Raw genomic sequence first — 19,685 nt, 5'->3', positions numbered from 1 at the left:
CATCAATTCGGGCAGACATTATGAAAAAAACTACCAAAATAATTTGGTTTGTCCATAGAAATCAAGTCGGGCTGCGAGTGATTCAGCGCAAAAAAATCCTTGTCAAGGTTTTGAACCTTGACAAGGATAAAAATCACATCGAGAATTATCAATAGGAGCGGGCTTTAGCCCGCTTACGAAAGGTTTTCACATCCGGCTTTAGCCAAAACTGATAAAATCAAAACAGAATTATGAAAGTCAAATATATCTTCATTACATCAGCCATTTTTCTTTCTCAAGCAATCTTTGCACAAAGACAAATGGAATATCTGAAAAGAGGAATCGTTGCCATACCTTCAGATTCAGGCGTTTTTGTGAGTTGGCGTTTGCTCGGAACAGAAGCTCAGAATACCCATTTTGATTTGTACCGGACTGAAAATAATTCAACCAAAAAGCTGAATGAAAAACCACTTTCAAACGAAACAAATTTTTTAGATAAAACAGCTGATAAAACAAAGAATTATACCTATTTCGTCAAATCAAATACTCAGGATAAATCGGTTGACATTGATTCTGCAAACTATGTAGCGAATCAAAAACCTTATTTTTCGATTCCCCTGAAAACGCCAGCAGGTTATACTCCAAACGACGCTTCAGTTGCCGATTTGGACGGAGATGGCGAATATGAAATCATTCTCCATCAAACCGGAAGGTCAAAAGATAACAGTCAAAAAGGAGAGACAGACCCGCCAATTATTCAGGCTTATAAAATGAGTGGAAAGCTCTTGTGGGAAATTAATTTAGGTAAAAACATCAGGGAAGGCGCACACTACACACAGTTTTTAGTCTATGATCTCGACCAAGACGGAAAAGCAGAAATTGTAATGAAAACCGCTGACGGAAGCAAAGATGGAAAAGGAAAATTCATTGGCGACCCGACAAAAAATTACGTCAATGAAAACGGAATGATTCTCTCCGGACCTGAATTTTTGACCGTTTTTAATGGAGAAACCGGAGCGGCAATCAATACTGTCAATTATCAAGTGCCAAGGTTTGCAGGCAGTTTGAACCCGACCGATGAACAAATGACCGAAACCTGGGGAGATGCAAAAGGAAACCGATTAGATAGATTTTTGGGAGCAGTTGCCTACCTTGATGGCAAAACGCCGAGTGTGATTATGTCGAGAGGTTATTACACCAGAACGGCGATTGCAGCTTGGGATTATAAAGATAAAAAATTGAGTCTTCGTTGGCTTTTTGATACAGAAAGCTCAGAAGAAAATAAGAAATATCGTGGACAGGGAAATCATAATCTGACCATTGCGGACGTTGATAACGACGGTAAAGATGAAATTGTTTTCGGAGCGATGACCGTTGATGACGACGGAAAAGTTTTGAACAGTACAGGCTACGGTCACGGGGATGCTTTACACGTTGGCGATCTTGACCCATCAAATCCCGGATTGGAAATTTTTGATATTCAGGAAAGGTTTGATGATGCAGGTGCACATTTTAGAGATGGCAAGACCGGAAAAGTTCTTTGGAAATTACCATCTACAGTTTATAGCAAACAAGGCAAATTCCAAGGTCCGGGAAGAGGATTGTCTTTAAATATTGACCCTCGCTACGAAGGTTCAGAATCGTGGGCAGCTGGAGCCGGACTGAAAGGAATATATGATACCAAAGGAAAAAAAATCAGTGATAAAAATCCGCCAGCAAATATGGGGATCTATTGGGACGGTGATTTTTTAAACGAAATTTTGGATGGAACCAACGTATCAAAATGGGACTGGAAGAATGAGAAATCAAACCTAATTTTCGATGCTAAAACTTTCCAGTGTGAATCAAATAACGGGACGAAGAAAAATCCTGCTTTGGTGGCTGATTTATTCGGAGACTGGCGTGAAGAAGTGATGTACAGAACGGCCGATAATCAGGAACTGAGAATTTTTTCTACGACCATTCCGACGAAACACAGATTGTACACTTTGATGCACAATCCGCAGTATCGATTAAGTATCGTGTGGCAAAATGTGGGTTACAATCAGCCACCGCATACCGACTATTATCTGGATGAGTCGATTAAGGAAATGCCGAAACCTGATATTATAACAATAATGCATTTAAATAAAATTGATAAATAAATTATATATATGAAAAGATCATTAATTAAAAATGGATTTTTCGCCTTGATCATTGGAACTTTATCTTCTTGTTCAACTCAAAAATCTAGCTCGGTAAACAAAGTTGAAATTCCTGACAAGAAAGAAGTGCTGGAAGTCTCAAGAAGAGCCAACCAATATTTTATGAACAAATGGCCGGATACAAAAAAGGAGATTGTCGGCAAAAAAGTGTGGCCAAGTAATCTCTGGACGAGAGCGGTTTATTATGAAGGATTAATGGCACTTTATTCTGTTGATCCAAAAAAAGAATATTACGATTATGCAATGTCGTGGGCAAACAATCACAACTGGGATCTACAACGAGGAACATACACCCGAAATGCAGATCATCAGGCTTGTGGACAAACCTACATCGACCTTTACGAGATCGATGGAAGAAAAAATCCTGAAAGAATCAAAAATGTAAAAGCTGCTATGGACAGTATGATTGCCACTCCAAAAGTTGATGATTGGTGGTGGATCGATGCCCTTCAAATGTCGATGCCGATTTTTACGAAATTGGGTAGAATTACAGGTGAGCAAAAGTATTTCGATAAAAATTACGAAATGTATGCTTACACAAAATACAAGCACGGTGGAAACGGACTTTACAACCAACAAGACAAAATCTGGTGGAGAGATAAAAGTTTTGTGCCGCCGTACAAAGAACCGAATGGCGAAGATTGCTACTGGAGTAGAGGAAACGGCTGGGTAGTGGCTGCTTTGGCGAAAACACTTCAGGATACTCCGAAATCTGATCCTCATTATCAGGAATATTTGCAGGATTACAAGGATTTGTTGGCAGCTTTACTTCCAATCCAAAGAGAAGATGGGTTTTGGAATGTAAGTTTACACGATCCAACTAATTTTGGTGGAAAAGAAATGACCGGAACAGCTTTGTTCGTTTATGGAATGGCGTATGGCGTGAACAACGGATTGATCGACAGAGAGACTTATTTGCCAGTTCTTGTAAAAGCCTGGAATGCCATCGCAAAAGATTCTGTACAACCAAACGGATTTTTAGGTTGGGTACAGGGAACAGGAAAAGAACCAAAAGATGGCCAGCCACTTTCTGTAAGCAAAGAACCGGACTTTGAAGACTATGGTTTAGGTTGTCTGTTGCTTGCGGGAAGCGAGGTTTACAAATTGAAATAAGCACATAGCTGTAATTAAAAATAACTGCTTTATGGAATCAAAAGAAAATTTAAAACACACTCACTTTTCTCCAGAAAAATTAAAAATTTCTGATAAAAGTTATTTGAAAGACATCGGTTTTTCTAAGGTTTTAAAAAAAATGATTCTTGCGGCAGTTATTTTTTTGTTTACTATTCTTCATTCGCAACAGTCTGGAAATTCAACCTTAATTATTCCTGCCTCAGATTTTTTGGATGAAATTCCGAAAGGAAATTATATCACCAGTGCCAATGAACAAAAGCAGGAATGGCTCTTCAACAATACCGGGATTTTATTGAATTCTGAAACGAATCTGATGACGAAGATCAATGTACCCGAAGATGGTGAATACTACCTTTTCGTCCGCAGCAGTGGGAACGGGAAAAGCTCTTTCAAAGTGGCAGTGAATGATCGAGTCACTAAAAATAGTTTTGGCCGAAATAATCTCAGTTGGGAAAAAGGTGGTAATTTCAATTTGAAAAAAGGGAGTAATGACATCAAAATTACAAGAATTGGCAGCGGCTCTATGTTTGATGTTTTGGCATTCAGCAAAAATGAAAACCTGTCAGAAAAAGATATTTATCCGAAACAATTGAATGATGATGTTCAGTTGATCAAAGAATATAAAATCCCGCCCAGTAATGCGGTGAAATTCGGTGATGTAAATGGCGATGGGAAGACCGACTTTCTGGTGTTGGAAAGAGATTTCTCTGCCACAGTTTTTGATAACAGTGGAAAAGAACTTTGGAACTGGAAAGCTCCGGAAGAATATACAAAAGAACGTTCGGAGTTTGAAGCTCCCGGAGTAATTTGGGATTTTGATCAAAATGGTAAAGCCGAAGTTGCCCATTGGCGGATGATAGACGGAAAAGAATGGCTGGTGATAGCAGACGGACAAACCGGGAAAATAAAGTATAAAACAGAATGGCCAACTCAACCGCTTCCGCACGCATACAACAATTTCAGACTTGCGATTGCAAAATTCTCAGCAAACCATCCCAGTCATTTGGCAGTGTTTACGGATATGGGAAATACCATTAATGTCAATGTTTATGATCAAAAGCTGAAAAACCTTTGGCAACATATGGAAAAACGCAAAAAAGATAATCTGGGTCATTATATTTATCCGGTTGATTTAAACAAAGATGGGATTGATGAAATTCTTGTCGGGTCACTATTGCTTGATTCTAAAGGCAAACGGATATGGAACAGATTTGATCTTTTACCAGATAATCACGATCACGCTGACAGCTACAAATTTGCAGACATCAACGGAGATGGAAATCTCGACATCATCACAGCAAACAGTGAAACCGGGATTTTCATCTACGAAGGAATGACCGGAAAAATCATCTGGCAAAATGTAGCCGAACATAGATACAAGTCGGAAATTTTTTGAAGGATGTTCCTGGCTTGCAGGTTGTCGCAGGAGGAAGAACTTATGGGAACCGCAATTTGGGAGAACCTTATCTGTCGAGTCAGTTATATTGGTTTAATCAGGTTGGTGATTTGCTTTTTAAATGGCCGGGAAATCCCATCAACGGAAACCCGGACTTTGTAAAAGGCTTCTGGAATGGGAAAGACGAACAGCTTTTTTGGTATAAATTTAAAATCGGAGACAACGGAAAAGGAAAACTGTATTTCCCGGATCCTGTTTTTCATCTATTTGATTTTACAGGAGACGGTACAGAAGAAGTGATAACATTGGGTTCCGGTTATTTAAGAATTTGGGGAAGTAAATCTGCCGTACGTTCTGGAAAAGACAGAAAAAAAGACATCATCTACCTGAAAAATACAGTTGTGAATCACACACATTATTAGTTTAATTGATGTGTTTCTAAAAATTAAGGGTGTATTCATTTTTCTTTTACAACTTTTTTAAATTTAAACAGTAAAGCTTTATTTATAAAAATATAATTTACTTTGCAGGACACTACAAGACGCGCAGTTTCTGCCGTATCACTAATTTTCAGATTCAACCCAACGATAAATTATGAATGCATTATTAGGAATATTATTTCACTTTTTAGGAGGATTTTCTTCAGGAAGCTTTTATTTGCCTTACAAAAAGGTAAAAGGCTGGTCTTGGGAAACTTATTGGTTGATTGGCGGTGTTTTCTCGTGGATCATCGTTCCTCCGCTGGCTGCCTTTCTTACCATTCCAGGCTTTTGGGACATCATTCAGAATGAAAGTTCATCTATTTTAGGACTGACGTTTTTGTTTGGTGCTTTGTGGGGAATTGGTGGTTTCACTTATGGTTTGGGCGTTCGTTATTTGGGCGTTGCATTGGGAAGCAGCATTATTTTAGGACTTTGTATGGTTTTCGGATCGCTTGTTCCTTCAATTTTCTATGAATTTTCTCCTCAGGCAGGGAAGGACAATATAGGTTTGATGATGTCGAGTTCTTGGGGACAGCTCGTATTGCTTGGACTTTTTGTTTGTGTCATCGGAATCATCATCAGCGGGAAAGCCGGGATGATGAAAGAAAAAGAACTTAAAACCGATTCTATAGATCCACACGGTACAGAGGTGAAAACTGAATATAAATTTGGATTGGGACTTACGGTTTCAATCATTTCAGGAGTTCTGAGTGCCTGTTTCAATTTCGGTTTAGAGGCAGGAAAGCCAATGGCAGATGTTGCTAATGAAGCCTGGAAATTAGCCAATCCCAATCAGGGAGAATTTCTTTTCCAAAATAACGTAACGTACGTTGTTGTCCTTTGGGGAGGAATGGCAGTAAATCTGATTGGTTGCCTATATTTAGCCTTTAAAAATAAGTCATATACAGACTATACCAAAAGAAATGTACCCGTTATAAAAAATATCATCTTCTGTGCATTGGCAGGAACGATGTGGTATTTGCAGTTTTTCTTCTACGGAATGGGCGAGAGCAAAATGGGCAATGGTGCAAGTTCGTGGATTCTGCATATGGCATTCATTATTTTAATAGCTAACCTTTGGGGTGTTATCATCAAAGAATGGAAAGGTGTTTCCAAAAAAACAATTGCGACCATTTCTGCCGGAATGTTTGTTTTATTGATCTCGATTTTAATTGTGGGCTACGGAAATTCTTTACGCTAATATTTTTTTTTCAATCTCAAATATTTTTAGGCAATGATTTTTATCAGTTGCCTTTTTTTATGAAGAAGAAGTAGCCTGCTATTTTTGAATTTGAATGCTCCAAAAATGTACTACTTTTAACACTAAGTTAAATTTTCATAATTTAAATTAAGGTAAAATTTTAATTATATTTTGTGTTAATTTGGTTTTTAACAATTAATAATTGAGAATAATATAATTTTATTGAAATTTTCGTAATGCAGGATATTGCAGGATGCCAAACTTTATCTAACGGTGTAACATTGTCATAATAAATTTAACATTACAAAAAATTAATATATGTCACTAATAATTAAACACAAGGATGTAAAGAGAATAGTGTTTCCGGCACTGTTACTTTCGTCAGGTTTCCTCTGGGGACAGCAAACAGTAGCTGACACTGCAAAAGTAGCTACAAAAGATATTGATGAAGTTGTTATCATTGGTTACGGATCTGTAAAGAAATCCGATCTTACAGGATCAGTATCATCAGTATCCGCAAAAGATCTTGCAGCAACTCCGGCAATGAATGCTTTACAGGCTTTACAGGGTAGAGCAGCAGGTCTTAATATTGTCACTGCAAGCGGTGCGCCTGGTGCCAGTGCCAATGTTACCATTCGTGGCGGTGCATCTATCACGCAGGGCACCGAGCCACTTTATATTGTAGACGGCTTCCAGTTGGACAATGCTCTGAATGTCATCAATCCAAATGATATCGAAAGCATCGATGTACTTAAAGGTGCATCAGCCATAGCCATCTATGGTGCACGAGGTTCCAATGGTATCATCGTTATCAAAACAAAAGGAGGGAAAAAAGGAAAAACTATAGTTAACTATAATAACTTTACTTCATTCGATACATTGTCTAAAAGATTGGAGATGATTTCTAATTCAGAAGATTACGTAAAGTATCAGTACGAAATGGCTCAACTTGCTGGCAGAACCGCTCAGTGGAGTAGTATTTTTGATAATAACTTACCTCCGGAATCACCTGGTTTCTATACCGGAGTCTTCAACAGAATTAGCGACAGGTATGCCAATGCTCCTGCACTGGACTGGCAGGAAAAAATGCTTGGCGGTTCCGGCGTTACCACAAATCATAATTTTAACTTTTCTGTTGGAACCGAAAAAACGCAGGCCTTCGTAAGTTATAACTACAATAAACAGGACGGATTACTGGACAATTTTAGCGAGACCAGAAACTCTTTGAGAGCAAACATAAAATCCGAGTTATATAAAGGTGTAAGAGTAGATTTTAATACCGTGTTCAATACCAATTCCCTAAATGGTGGTGGTGCTTATTCAGGAATGAAGAAGATTTTGCTTCAGCCAATAGTTGGAGGAACGCGCTTTACTCAGGATCAGCTTTTCAATACACAGACTTATGGCGATTTTACAGCTTTGGACCCAAGCTATGATACAGAAAATCCTTTTATTGAGCTTCAAGCATCAACTTCCAATGCCCGAACTAGAAATTTTGTAGCGAATGCAGGTTTGGAAATTGATTTTTTGAAAAACTTCACTTTCAGAACGGCAGGACAATATAACTGGAAAAATACCAAATCAACTTCTTTTTCCGACGAGAATTCAAGAGCAAATCTTATAGATCCTACTACTACGGGAATCAATGGAAAAATCGGAAATAGCGAATCTTATGGTTATCAGATTACAAATACGGTAACATATAATAATACCTTCGGCGATAAACACAAAATTAATGCGTTAATTGGCCAGGAACTCGTTTATTCCCAGTCAGAAAGTAATGCTATGACTTTAATAAAATTTCCTTTTCCTAACTTCGGGCTAGATGATATCTCTACAGCAACAATTTCTGACAAATCAACAGACAGAAGCAGCACAAGCTTGTTGTCTTACTTCGGAAGAGTTACCTACAATTATGATGACCGATATTTATTAACTGGGACGGTAAGGAGAGACGGTTCTTCCAAGTTTGGTAAAAATAATAAATGGGGCGTTTTTCCATCAGTAGCGGCTGCTTGGAGAACATCGCAAGAAAGTTTTTGGCAGGATTCTAAAATCAACAATGTCATCAATGATCTTAAGTTCAGAGTCGAATATGGTGTGACAGGAAATAATGATATCGGCAACAATTTGTTTCTTACGACCTACTCAATCACGGATTATCCTATGAACAATACACCGGGAACGCCAGTCTATGTTACGAGCACCAATCTAGGGAATCCTTTTTTAAAGTGGGAAGAACTCAAATCTACAAATGTTGGGGTTGATTTGGCACTATTCAATAATAGGATTAAGTTGACATCAGAATGGTATAATAATAATGTTAGCGATATGCTCTTACAGTCGGTTCTTCCAACATCAACGGGTTATTCACGACAATATCAAAACATCGGAAATATGAGGAACAGAGGTGTTGAGTTTACATTAAATACCATTAACTGGAAATCAGAGAATTTCAGATGGACAACAGATTTCAATATTGGGCATAACCGTTCCAAAGTACTTTCCTTGGAAAAAGGAAAAGATTTCAGAACCTTTAGCGCTGGAAGTAACAGAGCAGGTGTTGTAACATATTATGCTACCGTTGGAGAGCAACTGGGTGAGATGTACGGTTATATTTATCAGGGAATTTATACCACAGATGATTTTACCCAGGCTGCAAACGGCACACTTACTTTAAAACCTGGCGTTGTGAAACCAGCAACAGGAACTCCTAAACCTGGTGATATTAAGTTTGCAGCTGATAATGAGGCTGGAGACCAATTCACAAGAAAGATGGTGAAAATTGGCGATGCAACACCTGATTTTATCGGAGGTATCAGTAATAACTTTTCTTATAAAGGTTTTGACTTAGCTGTATTTATGAAATTCAGCGTCGGAGGTGATGTCTACAATGCGACAAAACATAGTTTAAGTCCTTATGCATTGTTTCAGAATGTTCCATCGGAATTTGGAACTAATTTCTATCATTTAATTGACCCTAACACAGGGCAGCAAACTACAAACCTAATAAGACTTAAAGAACTTAATCCAAATGAAGATTCTCGTCTATGGAGCCTTAGCAATACCAATACACAGACAATCACATATCCATCTTCATATTACGTAGAAGATGCTTCTTATCTTAGAATTGCACAGTTGACTTTAGGATATTCTTTACCAAGAGATTTCCTTAGAGATATTATGGTAACAAATGCGAGAATATATGTGACCGTAAATAATCTGGCTACCATAACTGGTTACTCAGGTTTTGATCCGGAGGTTTCTGCTGCAAGTGGTGTAGCCGTAACACCTGGTTATGACAGTTCTACATTTCCAAGGTCAAGAAGTTATGTTCTTGGAATTAATTTAACTTTTTAATTTTTTTAAATTTCTTTAAAAATGAAAAATATATTTAATCAACATAGATTTATAAAAAAGACAGTCGTAATGTCTTCTATGGCTTTAGCTGTTTTAGCTACTAACTCTTGTAATGAAGATTTTCTGGATCAGCCTGCTTACAATAATACCGATTCGCAAGTGGTTTTTCAAAATCTTCAGACCGCAGAAATGTTTGTATTGGGATGTTACAGAGGTTTGGTTCCAGCAGAGATGTTTTATCAGCTGGGAGCAGGTGACACTGTGAACCATTCTGTAGAGGCACTTAATAATTCAAAGTATAATGTAGGTAACTATAATTATGATGCATATACACCTTTTACGGTTACTGGTATTTATTCTGCAATGTATGCCGTTATTGAGCGTACCAATATTGCAGTCTATCAGCTATCAGCTATGCCTGCGAGTGAAAAACGTGACGCATTGATAGGAGAAGCTAAGTCTATCCGTGCTTTTTGCTATTACAATCTGATTAGGATTTATGGCGACGTTCCTGCTGTTTGGGAACCATTGGAAACTCTGGATCCGAATGATGAAAATACTTTTTATCCAAAACGAGCCTCACGAGACGAGATATATGACAAAATTGTAGGAGATTTGCAGGAAGCTGCGGTGACTGTTCCTACATTAGCAGCCAGCGGTTTCGGAACCACAGAGCGTTTATCAAAAGAGGGTGTCAACGCACTTTTAGCAAAAATAGCACTTTATGCTGCAGGTTATTCACTGCGTTGGGAGCTTAATACATCAAATCCTGGTGTTGTTTCCCGCCGTTCGGACAATGCAAGAGTAAGAGAACTTTACCAGATTGCTGATAATGCTTGCGCAGCTATCATTACCGGTGGCACTAAAAGTCTTGTTCAAAGTCAAGGTGGAAAGAGTGGTTTTGAAGCATTATGGTTCAACTTTGATCGTAGAAATTTTGGAGTAGTCAATTCCGAAATGCTTTGGCATGTTGCATCATTAGGTCAGAATACCAATTCTGCTTTCCAGGTTTATGCTCATCCTGGATATCGTAATGGTGTATTTGGTTCCCGCTCTTCTCAACAAATGATCTTGCCATCTTACTATCTGTCATTTAACGAAAATGATACACGTAGAGATGTAACTTGTACATCTTATAGTGTTTATTTTCTCGATAGTGGTACTGCATCAGATACTTTTGTAGATGTAGGTACAACCTACTCTGCTATTATGCCGGGAAAATTCAGATTATCCTGGTGTGTTGAGCCACAGGCTGCTGCTGACAGAAATCTCAACATTCCTCTTCTAAGATACGCCGATGTTCTTCTGATGTATGCCGAGACCCAAAATTATCTTAACAGTGGACCTACAGCTGCTGCTAATGCTGCATTAACTGCAGTGCGGACAAGAGCTGGCGTTGGATCATTGCCATTGCCATCAGGGCAAAACGACTTTTTAAAAGCCATTGTACAGGAAAGAAAATGGGAATTTGCAGGTGAGTTTATGCTTCGCACAGACCTTATCAGAACCAATAGTATGACCACTGAAATAGAGGCCACTAGACAAGATATGAAAGATTTGACCAAAAGAATTGGTAAATATGCCAATGTCGCCACTTATAGGCTCTACAAGTTTCATAAAAACTCTCAAGTTTATGGTGACCCTTTCTTAGCTTTGACTTACATCGATATCACCAATCCTGTGGAAATAGCTACAATCCAAAATGTTCCTACCAACGCGGCAAATTATGCGGCTTATCAAACAGCATTGAGAGCAATTGTAACGGCGCACGGACAAACTACTACAGCAACTGACTTATGGTATCCGACACAGATGTTTGAAGCCTACACAAGTACGTTTAATGGTAATGCGAGGAAAGCAGTTGGATTTAAAGCAGGTTTCAACGTATTGGGAATGGGAAATAATATGTATTCCAAGCCTTTCGGTTATGCAGAAAATGGAGGTGCATATCCGGGTTGGGTAGAGTCTGCTAACGATGGGCTATTCTTCGGTTTCAAAACTAACAAAACAGAATTACTGCCTTTTGCTGCTGCGTCTCCAGGACATCCGATGATTGATAATCCTAACTTAACTCAGCTTCCAGGATATTAAACCAAAATAAGATTTAGTTAAATTAATTTCATAATAACTCAGCATCTTGCTACAGTCAGTAAAAAAGATGTTGAGTTTTATTATAATATAAACATTAATTTATCTTTAAATAAAAGCATTTAGCAGTATAGTGCGGGATGCTGTAGAAAATAAAACAATCTAATTTTGGATAAAAATTAAGAATATATAAAAATGGAAAACGTAAAAACATTCAAATACGTAGATTATTTATGGGACGAAAGCCACGCAGCATCTCTTGGAGACGATCAGGTTGCTTTGTTTTTGTACCGTTCAAACATATTAGGAGCTGATCTTAGAATTACCAATTACGGCGGCGGAAACACCAGCTGTAAAACGATAGAGAAAGATCCATTAACAAATGAAGAAGTAGAAGTAATGTGGGTAAAAGGTTCAGGTGGCGACATCGGAACTTTGACAAGAAAAGGAATCGCAGGTTTGTACACAGAAAGATTGAGAAATCTTAAGAATGTTTACGGCGGTCTGGCTGACGAAGACAGAATGGTTGGTTTGTTCGATCACTGTATTTTCGATCTAGACAGCAAAGCACCTTCAATCGATACGCCACTTCACGGACTTCTTCCTTTTAAACATATCGATCACCTTCATCCGGATGCTTTGATTGCTGTAGCTGCTGCAAAAGACAGCGAAGCGATTACCAAAGAAATTTGGGGTGACACAATGGGATGGGTGCCTTGGCAGCGTCCAGGTTTCGACCTAGGTTTACAACTTGAAAAATGTCTTGCCGACAATCCAGGAATCAGAGGAATCATCTTGGGAAGTCACGGACTTTTCACTTGGGGCGATACATCTTACGAATCTTACATCAACAGTTTGGAAGTGATCGAAATGGCTTCTGAATATATTGCCAAAAAAATAGAAGAAAACGGTCAGGTTTTCGGTGGCCAGAAAGTAGAATCTCTTCCTTCCGACGATCGTAAAACTAAAGCTGCTCAAATTATGCCTTTATTAAGAGGATTAGCTTCTTCTGAAAACAGAATGGTTGGTCATTTCACAGACAGCGAAGTTGTTTTAGAATATATCAACAGTAACGACCTTGAACGTTTAGCTCCACTTGGAACTTCTTGCCCGGATCACTTTTTGAGAACTAAGATTCAGCCTTTGGTGTTGACTTTAGACAAAAATGAAAATTTATCTGATTCTAAAGCCATTCTTGAAAAATTAAATCCACTTTTCGAACAATACAGAAAAGAATACAAAGAATATTACGAAACGTGCAAACATCCAAACAGCCCTGCAATGCGTGACCCGAATCCGGTGATCATCATCTATCCTGGCGTTGGAATGTTCAGTTTCTCGAAAGATAAACAAACAACTAGAGTGGCCAACGAATTCTATGTTAACGCAATCAATGTAATGCGTGGCGCAGAAGCTATTTCTCAATACACATCTTTACCAAGACAGGAAGCTTTTGATATCGAATATTGGTTGTTGGAAGAAGCAAAACTTCAAAGAATGCCGAAAGAAAAACCATTGTCCAGAAAAATTGCGATCGTAACAGGCGCAGGCGGTGGAATAGGACAGGCAATCGCTGACAAAATGGTGGCTGAAGGTGCAGTAGTTGTTTTCACCGACCTTAATCACGAAGCTGCTGAAGCGGTTACAGCAAAATACAGTAAAGATCAGGCAATCGCAGTCCAGTGTGATGTGACGAATGAAGAAGACATTGCAGAGGCTTTCAAAGAAACTGTTTTAGCGTTTGGAGGTGTTGATATTTTGGTTCACTCAGCAGGTTTAGCGATTTCTAAATCTTTGGAAGATACAACTACAAAGGACTGGGATCTTCTTGAAAATGTTTTGGTTAAAGGTCAGTTCTTAATTGCTAAGAACGGAACTGAAATCATGAAAAAACAAAATTTGGGAGGAGATATCGTCAACATTGCCAGTAAAAATGGTTTAGTTGCGGGACCAAATAATGTGGCTTACGGAACTGCAAAAGCGGCTCAACAGCACATGACAAGATTATTGGCGGCAGAATTGGCAGCTGATAAAATCAGAGTGAATGTTGTGAATCCGGATGGCGTAATCGTAGGAAGTAAAATCTGGGAAGGTTCCTGGGCAGAAGGTCGTGCAAAAGCAAACGGAATTTCTGTAGAAGAATTACCGGCTTTTTACGCAAAAAGAAATTTATTGAACGAAATCATTCTTCCTGAAGATATTGCAAACGGCGTTTTCGCTTGTGTTGCGATCCTTGATAAAACAACAGGAAATATCATCAATGTAGATGGCGGAATGGCAAATGCGTTCCCAAGATAAATTTAATTTTTTAGAAGGTTTTTATTTTAATAAATTGAAGGCTTGCTTCAGGTAAGCTTTCAATTTTAAAATTTTAAGATATAATGATAATAGGAAAAGATATTATTGATCAGTACAACAAAGCAGGCGTTGAAAACTTTAATTCAGATTTCGATTTTCTGCAAAACAAACTGACGAGATCAGGCGCAAATGTTTCTGAAATCGTCAACAAAATTGCCGATTTCCAGGTAGCAATTCCAAGCTGGGCTTTAGGCGCAGGCGGAACGAGATTCGGAAGATTTTCTTACGGCGGCGAACCTGCTGTTTTGGAACAGAAATTAGATGATGTGGGTTTGCTTCACGCTTTGACTCGTTCTGCCGGAGCGGTTTCTCTACACATTCCCTGGGATATTCCAAGTGATGTAAGTGCCTTGAAAGAAAGTGCAAAATCTCACGGACTTGTTTTCGACGCCATGAATTCCAACACTTTTCAGGATCAGCCTGGCGCTCAAAAATCATATAAATTCGGTTCTCTGAATTCAGTTAACGAAGATTCAAGAACTTACGCTGTTGAACATAATAAAGAAGTGATCAGAATCGGAAAAGAATTAGATTCCAAAAGTTTGACAGTTTGGTTGGCGGACGGTGCAAGTTTTCCCGGCCAATTGAATTTCCAAACAGCTCTATCAAACACTGAAAAAAGTCTGAAAGAAATCTACGCAGATATGCCGGAAGACTGGAAATTGTTCATCGAGTACAAACCTTACGAACCAAACTTTTATTCAACAACAATACAGGATTGGGGAACTTCTTTTATGCTGGCAAACGCTTGTGGCGAAAGAGCTTTCACGTTGGTTGATCTTGGTCATCATTTACCAAATACGAATATCGAGCAAATCGTTGCAACATTGATGTACAAAGGTAAATTGGGAGGTTTCCATTTTAATGACAGTAAATATGGCGATGATGATTTGACCGTTGGTTCTATTAAACCTTACGCTTTATTCTTGATTTTCAACGAACTGGTTTACGGAATCGAAAATAACAAAAACAATCCTTATCCGGCTTGGATGATTGATGCAAGTCACAACATCAAAGATCCGTTGGAAGATTTATTACAATCTTTGGAAGCTATTTTAATTGCTTATGCTCAGGCACTTTTGGTCGATCAGAAAGCTTTGAAAACGGCACAATTAAACAATGATGTTGTAGAAGCGCAGGATATTTTACAGAATGCGTACAGAACGGATGTTCGTCCATTGTTACAGGCTGCAAGATTGCAGACTGGCGCAGCATTAGATCCGATTGCCACTTACAGAAATCTAAAAGTAAGAGAAACTTTGATTTCCGAAAGAGGCTGGGCAAAAGCAACAGGATTGTAAAATCCAGTTTTAAATTTGATAATTTTAGCTTTCATGCGATCTGAAAGTTTTTATTATAAACCACTCAATTTTTTTTCATTTAAGGTAAAGTGTTTAGAGCATTAAGTTTCAATAAAGTAAGAAGTAATGATTTTCTTGATATCTAAACACTCCTTTAATGATCATTAATTTGATAGAATAAGCTTAAATTCAAACCTAAGAAATCTTATTCTGTCATCCAACAATTAACTTATTGCAAGAATGTCCAAAAAAAAGGTTACCATCGTATTTGATATTGGAAAAACCAACAAAAAGTTTTTTTTATTTGATAAAAATTACAAGGAAGTTGTAAGGGAATACACAGAATTACCGCTCACAACGGACGAAGACGGTTATCCGACAGAAGATCTTGCGGCACTTCAAAACTGGATCAAAGATAATTTCAATGCGATTCTTGACGATGAAAATTTCGATGTAAAAGCCATCAATTTTTCCACTTACGGAGCTAGTTTCGTACACTTGGATCACAAGGGAAATGTGCTGACACCTTTATACAATTACACCAAACCAATCGACGAAGATATTCTCGATTTATTCTACCAAAAACACGGCGACAAACTAAAAATTGCACGAGAGACAGCATCACCTCAGGCAGGAATGTTGAACTCCGGATTGCAATTATTCTGGTTAAAATACAAACATCCGGAAGTTTTCAGCAAAATCCGTTACAGTCTTCATTTACCTCAATATTTATCGTACTTATTTACCGGAATTTGCGTTTCGGAATTTACCTCAATCGGCTGTCACACCAACTTGTGGGATTATGACAAAGGCGATTACCACGATTGGGTTTATGAAGAAGAAATCGATGTTTTGATGCCGCCAATCGTACCGACTTCGGCTAGTATGAATACATCTTACAGAAACAAAAAAATTAAAATCGGTGTTGGAATTCACGACAGTTCGTCGGCATTGTTGCCTTATATTTTAAGCAAGAAAAATCCGTTTTTACTATTATCAACAGGAACATGGAGTATTTCCCTGAATCCTTTTAATGATGAAAGTCTGACGGATGAAGATATCGAAAACAACTGCTTAAATTATATGCGGATCGATGGGAAACGTGTGAAAGCTTCCCGGTTCTTTATGGGAAATGAATACCGAATCCAAGTGGAAAAACTTTGTGCCTATTACGGAAAAGAATATGGCGCCCACAGAGAACTGGAGTTTGATCAGGAATTATATTTAAATTTAATGAAAAACAAGGCGGTCTATTTCCGTTTCGAAGGCATTATCCTGAAACGAAAAATGATCAATGAAACCGATCTCAAATCTTTTGCAACTTTTGAAGAAGCTTATCATCAGTTAATGATAGAATTAATGGATCTTCAGATTCACACGATCAAAAACGCCATCGGCAATTCAGAAATTGATACGATTTATATTGACGGTGGATTTACTGATAATGACGTTTTTATGAAACTAATGTCGCATCATTTTCAGCATTATAATGTGATGTCAACGCATTCGCCGCTTGGTTCGGCTTTGGGAGCATCGATGGTCATTTCGAACAAGAAAATTGACGAAACATTTCTACAACAGCATTATCAGATGAAAGTGCTTCAACCACTAATTCTTAACTTATAAATTTTGTTGGAAGCCGGAAGTCAGATGCTGGAAGTCTAAAGAAATATTATCAATTATTATTCAGCTTCGAACATCAAACATCCATCACCCAACATCAAACATCCAACAATTATGTCATTTCCATTTGATACCAATTACGCTTCGCTAGAACTTCTGATCGAAAAAGCTAAGAAAAGAATGCCCCGTTTTGCCTTCGAATATCTGGATGGTGGCTGCAATGAGAATATCAACCGTGACAGAAATACGAGTGAATTAAGAGACGTTTTGCTTCGTCCTCAATATCTTCAGGATAATTACCGTGAAGCCAATATGGAAACCGAATTATTCGGCGTTAAATATTCAGCGCCGTTTGGGATTTCGCCTGTTGGATTACAAGGTTTAATGTGGCCAAATGCGCCGGAAATTTTGGCAAAAGCAGCTTTCAAACATAACATTCCTTTCATTCTAAGTACCGTTACGACAAGCAGCATCGAAAGAATTGCTGAATTAACGGAGGGAAAAGCCTGGTATCAATTGTATCATCCGAGAGAAGAATGGCTGCGAGATGATATTCTTGAACGATGTGAAGATTCCGGCTATGATGTTTTGGTAGTTTTGGCAGACGTTCCGACTTTTGGTTACCGAGCAAAGGAAATCAGAAATGGTCTCGCAATGCCGCCTCAATTGAATTTACGAACGGTTTCTCAGGCGATGGTAAAACCACAATGGTGCTTAGAAATGCTGAAACAAGGCGTTCCAAGCTTTGCCACGATGGATAAATATATGGACAAAAATATGGGCGTGAAACAGCTCGGACAGTTCATGAATTCTACATTTTCCGGAAGACTTAATTCAGATAGAATCAAAGCGATTCGTGACAAATGGAAAGGAAAATTAGTTATCAAAGGTGTTGCTTCTGACGAAGATGCTGCTGAATCTGTACGTTTAGGATTTGATGGAATGATCATTTCCAATCACGGCGGAAGACAATTGGACGCGGGAGAATCAACGATTTCAGTAGTCAAAGAAATCAGTGAAAAGTATAAAGATCAAATCAAAATAATGATGGACAGCGGTGTAAGAACCGGTCCGGACGTTGCTCGAGTATTGAGTTGCGGGGCAGAGTTTACATTTATGGGAAGAACGTTTATGTATGCAGTCGGTGCTTTAGGTGAGAAAGGCGGCGATCATATTATTGAAATGCTGAAAATGCAGTTCCGACAAGTGATGGAGCAACTTTGTTGTAATGAGACAACTGAATTACAGAATTTTAGGGTAAAATAATATAGTTGTTTTAATAATTTTATTCTAATGAAACGGGTTTTTTATAAAGCTCGTTTTTTATTTAGATTTGGGATAAAGCTCCGTAGGAGCAATATGTTTATAGAATAATAATTATCCAATATGAGAAAGCTCCGTAGGAGCGACATTACTACAACGATTCTCTTTCAATAAATTTAAAAACATTATTTACCTGTTCTTTCTTGTTTTTCAGAACCATATAAGCCGCAGATTCAGCCATCGCTTTGAAATCTGTCGTAATTACAGTAATTCCCAATAATTCTTTTAAAGGCGTTTCGTTGTAAGAAATGATTCCTATATCTTGGCCCAGTTTCAGATTCTTCTGTCTGATTTGTTTTACCAAATTTACCAGATCACGTTCCTGAATTGTTACAAAAATATCTTTTTCCTGCAGTTCCATATCGGGGTAAATTTCGTCCAGAATTTCATAATCCAGTTTGAACTCCTTGCAGAATTTCTCAAAACCACGTACAATTCGGAAAGGGTAGGGATTGATAGATTTATCCGGATAAACCAGAATAATTTTTTCGTATTTTCTGATTTTGTCAAGGCCTTCCTTCAGAGCATTGTAAATATCACGTGCAAAATCCTGAAAAACAGAACCATATTCACCTGAAATATTCGGTTTTGTATTATCAAGCATGACCAATTTATTCTTCGGGATTTTCTCAATCATATCAATGACTTCCTGGGTAGAACTGGTGTGTTTGGACTGATCGTCACGAAAATGAGGCATCACAACATAATAATCAAATCCTCCCAAATTTCGTTTCAAAGCATTGATGAAAAGTGTCTCGTCACAATGATAAATGTACATTTCAACATTTCCTTTTGATCCAATGGCATTAACAAAATAATCGTAAATCATCATTTTATAAGTACTCGGCTTGTTGATCAGAAAAAAAATATTGATGACATCATTCTTATTAATGCGTGAAATATAGTAGCCTTTTCCTTTTACAGACTCTATTATTTGTCTTTTTCTGAGTTCTTTATAGGCTTTTTCAACGGTATCTCTCGAAAGAAAACACGATTCACTGAGTTCGTTTATTGACGGAATTTTTTCTCCAATTTTAATTTCTCCGCCGTCAATTCCATTCAGAATAGAATCTACAATTTGTTTGTATTTAGGAACTCTGGAGTTTTCATTAATATTGATTTCAAATGTTTCAGCCATGATTTCAAGTAGGAGATAATCTTCCCGATTTTAAAAATAATAAATTTATAGATTGATTATTAGTCGAGAAAAGGTACAAAATTTATGTTGATCTGAAT

At 37.9% G+C, this 19,685-nt stretch carries 12 protein-coding genes; 11 read left to right on the top strand and 1 reads right to left on the bottom strand.

The features are described from left to right. The first annotated feature begins 230 nt into the window (after positions 1-230). From OPU68_RS06445 to OPU68_RS06395, 11 genes are all read left to right on the top strand, one after another. Positions 231-2,123, top strand: a complete 1,893-nt coding sequence (locus tag OPU68_RS06445) for a rhamnogalacturonan lyase (RefSeq protein WP_498473181.1) — start codon at positions 231-233, stop codon at positions 2,121-2,123. Between the two features lie 9 nt (positions 2,124-2,132). Beyond that, the gene (locus OPU68_RS06440; protein ID WP_498473180.1) at positions 2,133-3,296 is read left to right on the top strand and encodes a glycoside hydrolase family 88/105 protein; all 1,164 of its coding nucleotides are present in this window, start codon (positions 2,133-2,135) and stop codon (positions 3,294-3,296) included. A 31-nt stretch (positions 3,297-3,327) separates the two neighbouring features. After that, positions 3,328-4,713, top strand: coding sequence for a hypothetical protein (locus OPU68_RS06435; RefSeq protein ID WP_498473179.1), 1,386 nt, complete (start codon positions 3,328-3,330; stop codon positions 4,711-4,713). Then, on the top strand, positions 4,710-5,135 hold the full coding sequence (locus OPU68_RS06430; RefSeq protein WP_498473178.1) for a hypothetical protein: 426 nt from the start codon (positions 4,710-4,712) through the stop codon (positions 5,133-5,135). Before OPU68_RS06435 ends, OPU68_RS06430 begins: the two co-directional genes overlap by 4 nt. Positions 5,136-5,307: 172 nt before the next feature. Next, positions 5,308-6,396 carry an L-rhamnose/proton symporter RhaT gene (gene rhaT / locus OPU68_RS06425; RefSeq protein ID WP_498473177.1) on the top strand — a complete coding sequence of 363 codons (1,089 nt, stop codon included), beginning with the start codon at positions 5,308-5,310 and terminating at the stop codon, positions 6,394-6,396. A 318-nt stretch (positions 6,397-6,714) separates the two neighbouring features. Then, on the top strand, positions 6,715-9,756 hold the full coding sequence (locus OPU68_RS06420; protein WP_498473176.1) for a SusC/RagA family TonB-linked outer membrane protein: 3,042 nt from the start codon (positions 6,715-6,717) through the stop codon (positions 9,754-9,756). Between the two features lie 21 nt (positions 9,757-9,777). Beyond that, a complete protein-coding gene (locus tag OPU68_RS06415; protein ID WP_498473175.1) occupies positions 9,778-11,847 on the top strand; it encodes a RagB/SusD family nutrient uptake outer membrane protein in 2,070 nt (689 codons plus the stop codon). A 192-nt stretch (positions 11,848-12,039) separates the two neighbouring features. Beyond that, complete coding sequence (locus OPU68_RS06410; protein WP_498473174.1) at positions 12,040-14,142, top strand: bifunctional aldolase/short-chain dehydrogenase; 2,103 nt, start codon at positions 12,040-12,042, stop codon at positions 14,140-14,142. An 83-nt stretch (positions 14,143-14,225) separates the two neighbouring features. Next, positions 14,226-15,503 carry a sugar isomerase gene (locus OPU68_RS06405; RefSeq protein WP_498473173.1) on the top strand — a complete coding sequence of 426 codons (1,278 nt, stop codon included), beginning with the start codon at positions 14,226-14,228 and terminating at the stop codon, positions 15,501-15,503. Between the two features lie 240 nt (positions 15,504-15,743). Continuing rightward, on the top strand, positions 15,744-17,129 hold the full coding sequence (locus OPU68_RS06400; protein ID WP_498473172.1) for an FGGY-family carbohydrate kinase: 1,386 nt from the start codon (positions 15,744-15,746) through the stop codon (positions 17,127-17,129). A 111-nt stretch (positions 17,130-17,240) separates the two neighbouring features. After that, positions 17,241-18,392 (top strand): alpha-hydroxy acid oxidase, encoded by a 1,152-nt coding sequence (locus OPU68_RS06395; protein WP_498473171.1) that lies wholly within the window; start codon positions 17,241-17,243, stop codon positions 18,390-18,392. Positions 18,393-18,540: 148 nt separating this feature from the next. Here the strand turns inward: OPU68_RS06395 and OPU68_RS06390 are convergent, their stop codons facing one another. Beyond that, positions 18,541-19,587, bottom strand: a complete 1,047-nt coding sequence (locus tag OPU68_RS06390; RefSeq protein ID WP_498473170.1) for a GntR family transcriptional regulator — start codon at positions 19,585-19,587, stop codon at positions 18,541-18,543. Positions 19,588-19,685 lie beyond the last annotated feature (98 nt).

The sequence above is a fragment of the Chryseobacterium sp. TB1-D10 genome (assembly GCF_059803555.1).
This window is presented reverse-complemented; position numbering and strand designations above follow the sequence as displayed.

Bases quoted from the DNA above. Each gene is read 5' to 3' on its own strand.
- OPU68_RS06445 (WP_498473181.1), top strand. From the start codon at position 231: ATGAAAGTCAAATATATCTTCATTACATCAGCCATTTTTCTTTCTCAA.
- OPU68_RS06440 (WP_498473180.1), top strand. From the start codon at position 2,133: ATGAAAAGATCATTAATTAAAAATGGATTTTTCGCCTTGATCATTGGA.
- OPU68_RS06435 (WP_498473179.1), top strand. From the start codon at position 3,328: ATGGAATCAAAAGAAAATTTAAAACACACTCACTTTTCTCCAGAAAAA.
- rhaT (WP_498473177.1), top strand. From the start codon at position 5,308: ATGAATGCATTATTAGGAATATTATTTCACTTTTTAGGAGGATTTTCT.
- OPU68_RS06420 (WP_498473176.1), top strand. From the start codon at position 6,715: ATGTCACTAATAATTAAACACAAGGATGTAAAGAGAATAGTGTTTCCG.
- OPU68_RS06415 (WP_498473175.1), top strand. From the start codon at position 9,778: ATGAAAAATATATTTAATCAACATAGATTTATAAAAAAGACAGTCGTA.
- OPU68_RS06410 (WP_498473174.1), top strand. From the start codon at position 12,040: ATGGAAAACGTAAAAACATTCAAATACGTAGATTATTTATGGGACGAA.
- OPU68_RS06405 (WP_498473173.1), top strand. From the start codon at position 14,226: ATGATAATAGGAAAAGATATTATTGATCAGTACAACAAAGCAGGCGTT.
- OPU68_RS06400 (WP_498473172.1), top strand. From the start codon at position 15,744: ATGTCCAAAAAAAAGGTTACCATCGTATTTGATATTGGAAAAACCAAC.
- OPU68_RS06395 (WP_498473171.1), top strand. From the start codon at position 17,241: ATGTCATTTCCATTTGATACCAATTACGCTTCGCTAGAACTTCTGATC.
- OPU68_RS06390 (WP_498473170.1), bottom strand. From the start codon at position 19,587: ATGGCTGAAACATTTGAAATCAATATTAATGAAAACTCCAGAGTTCCT.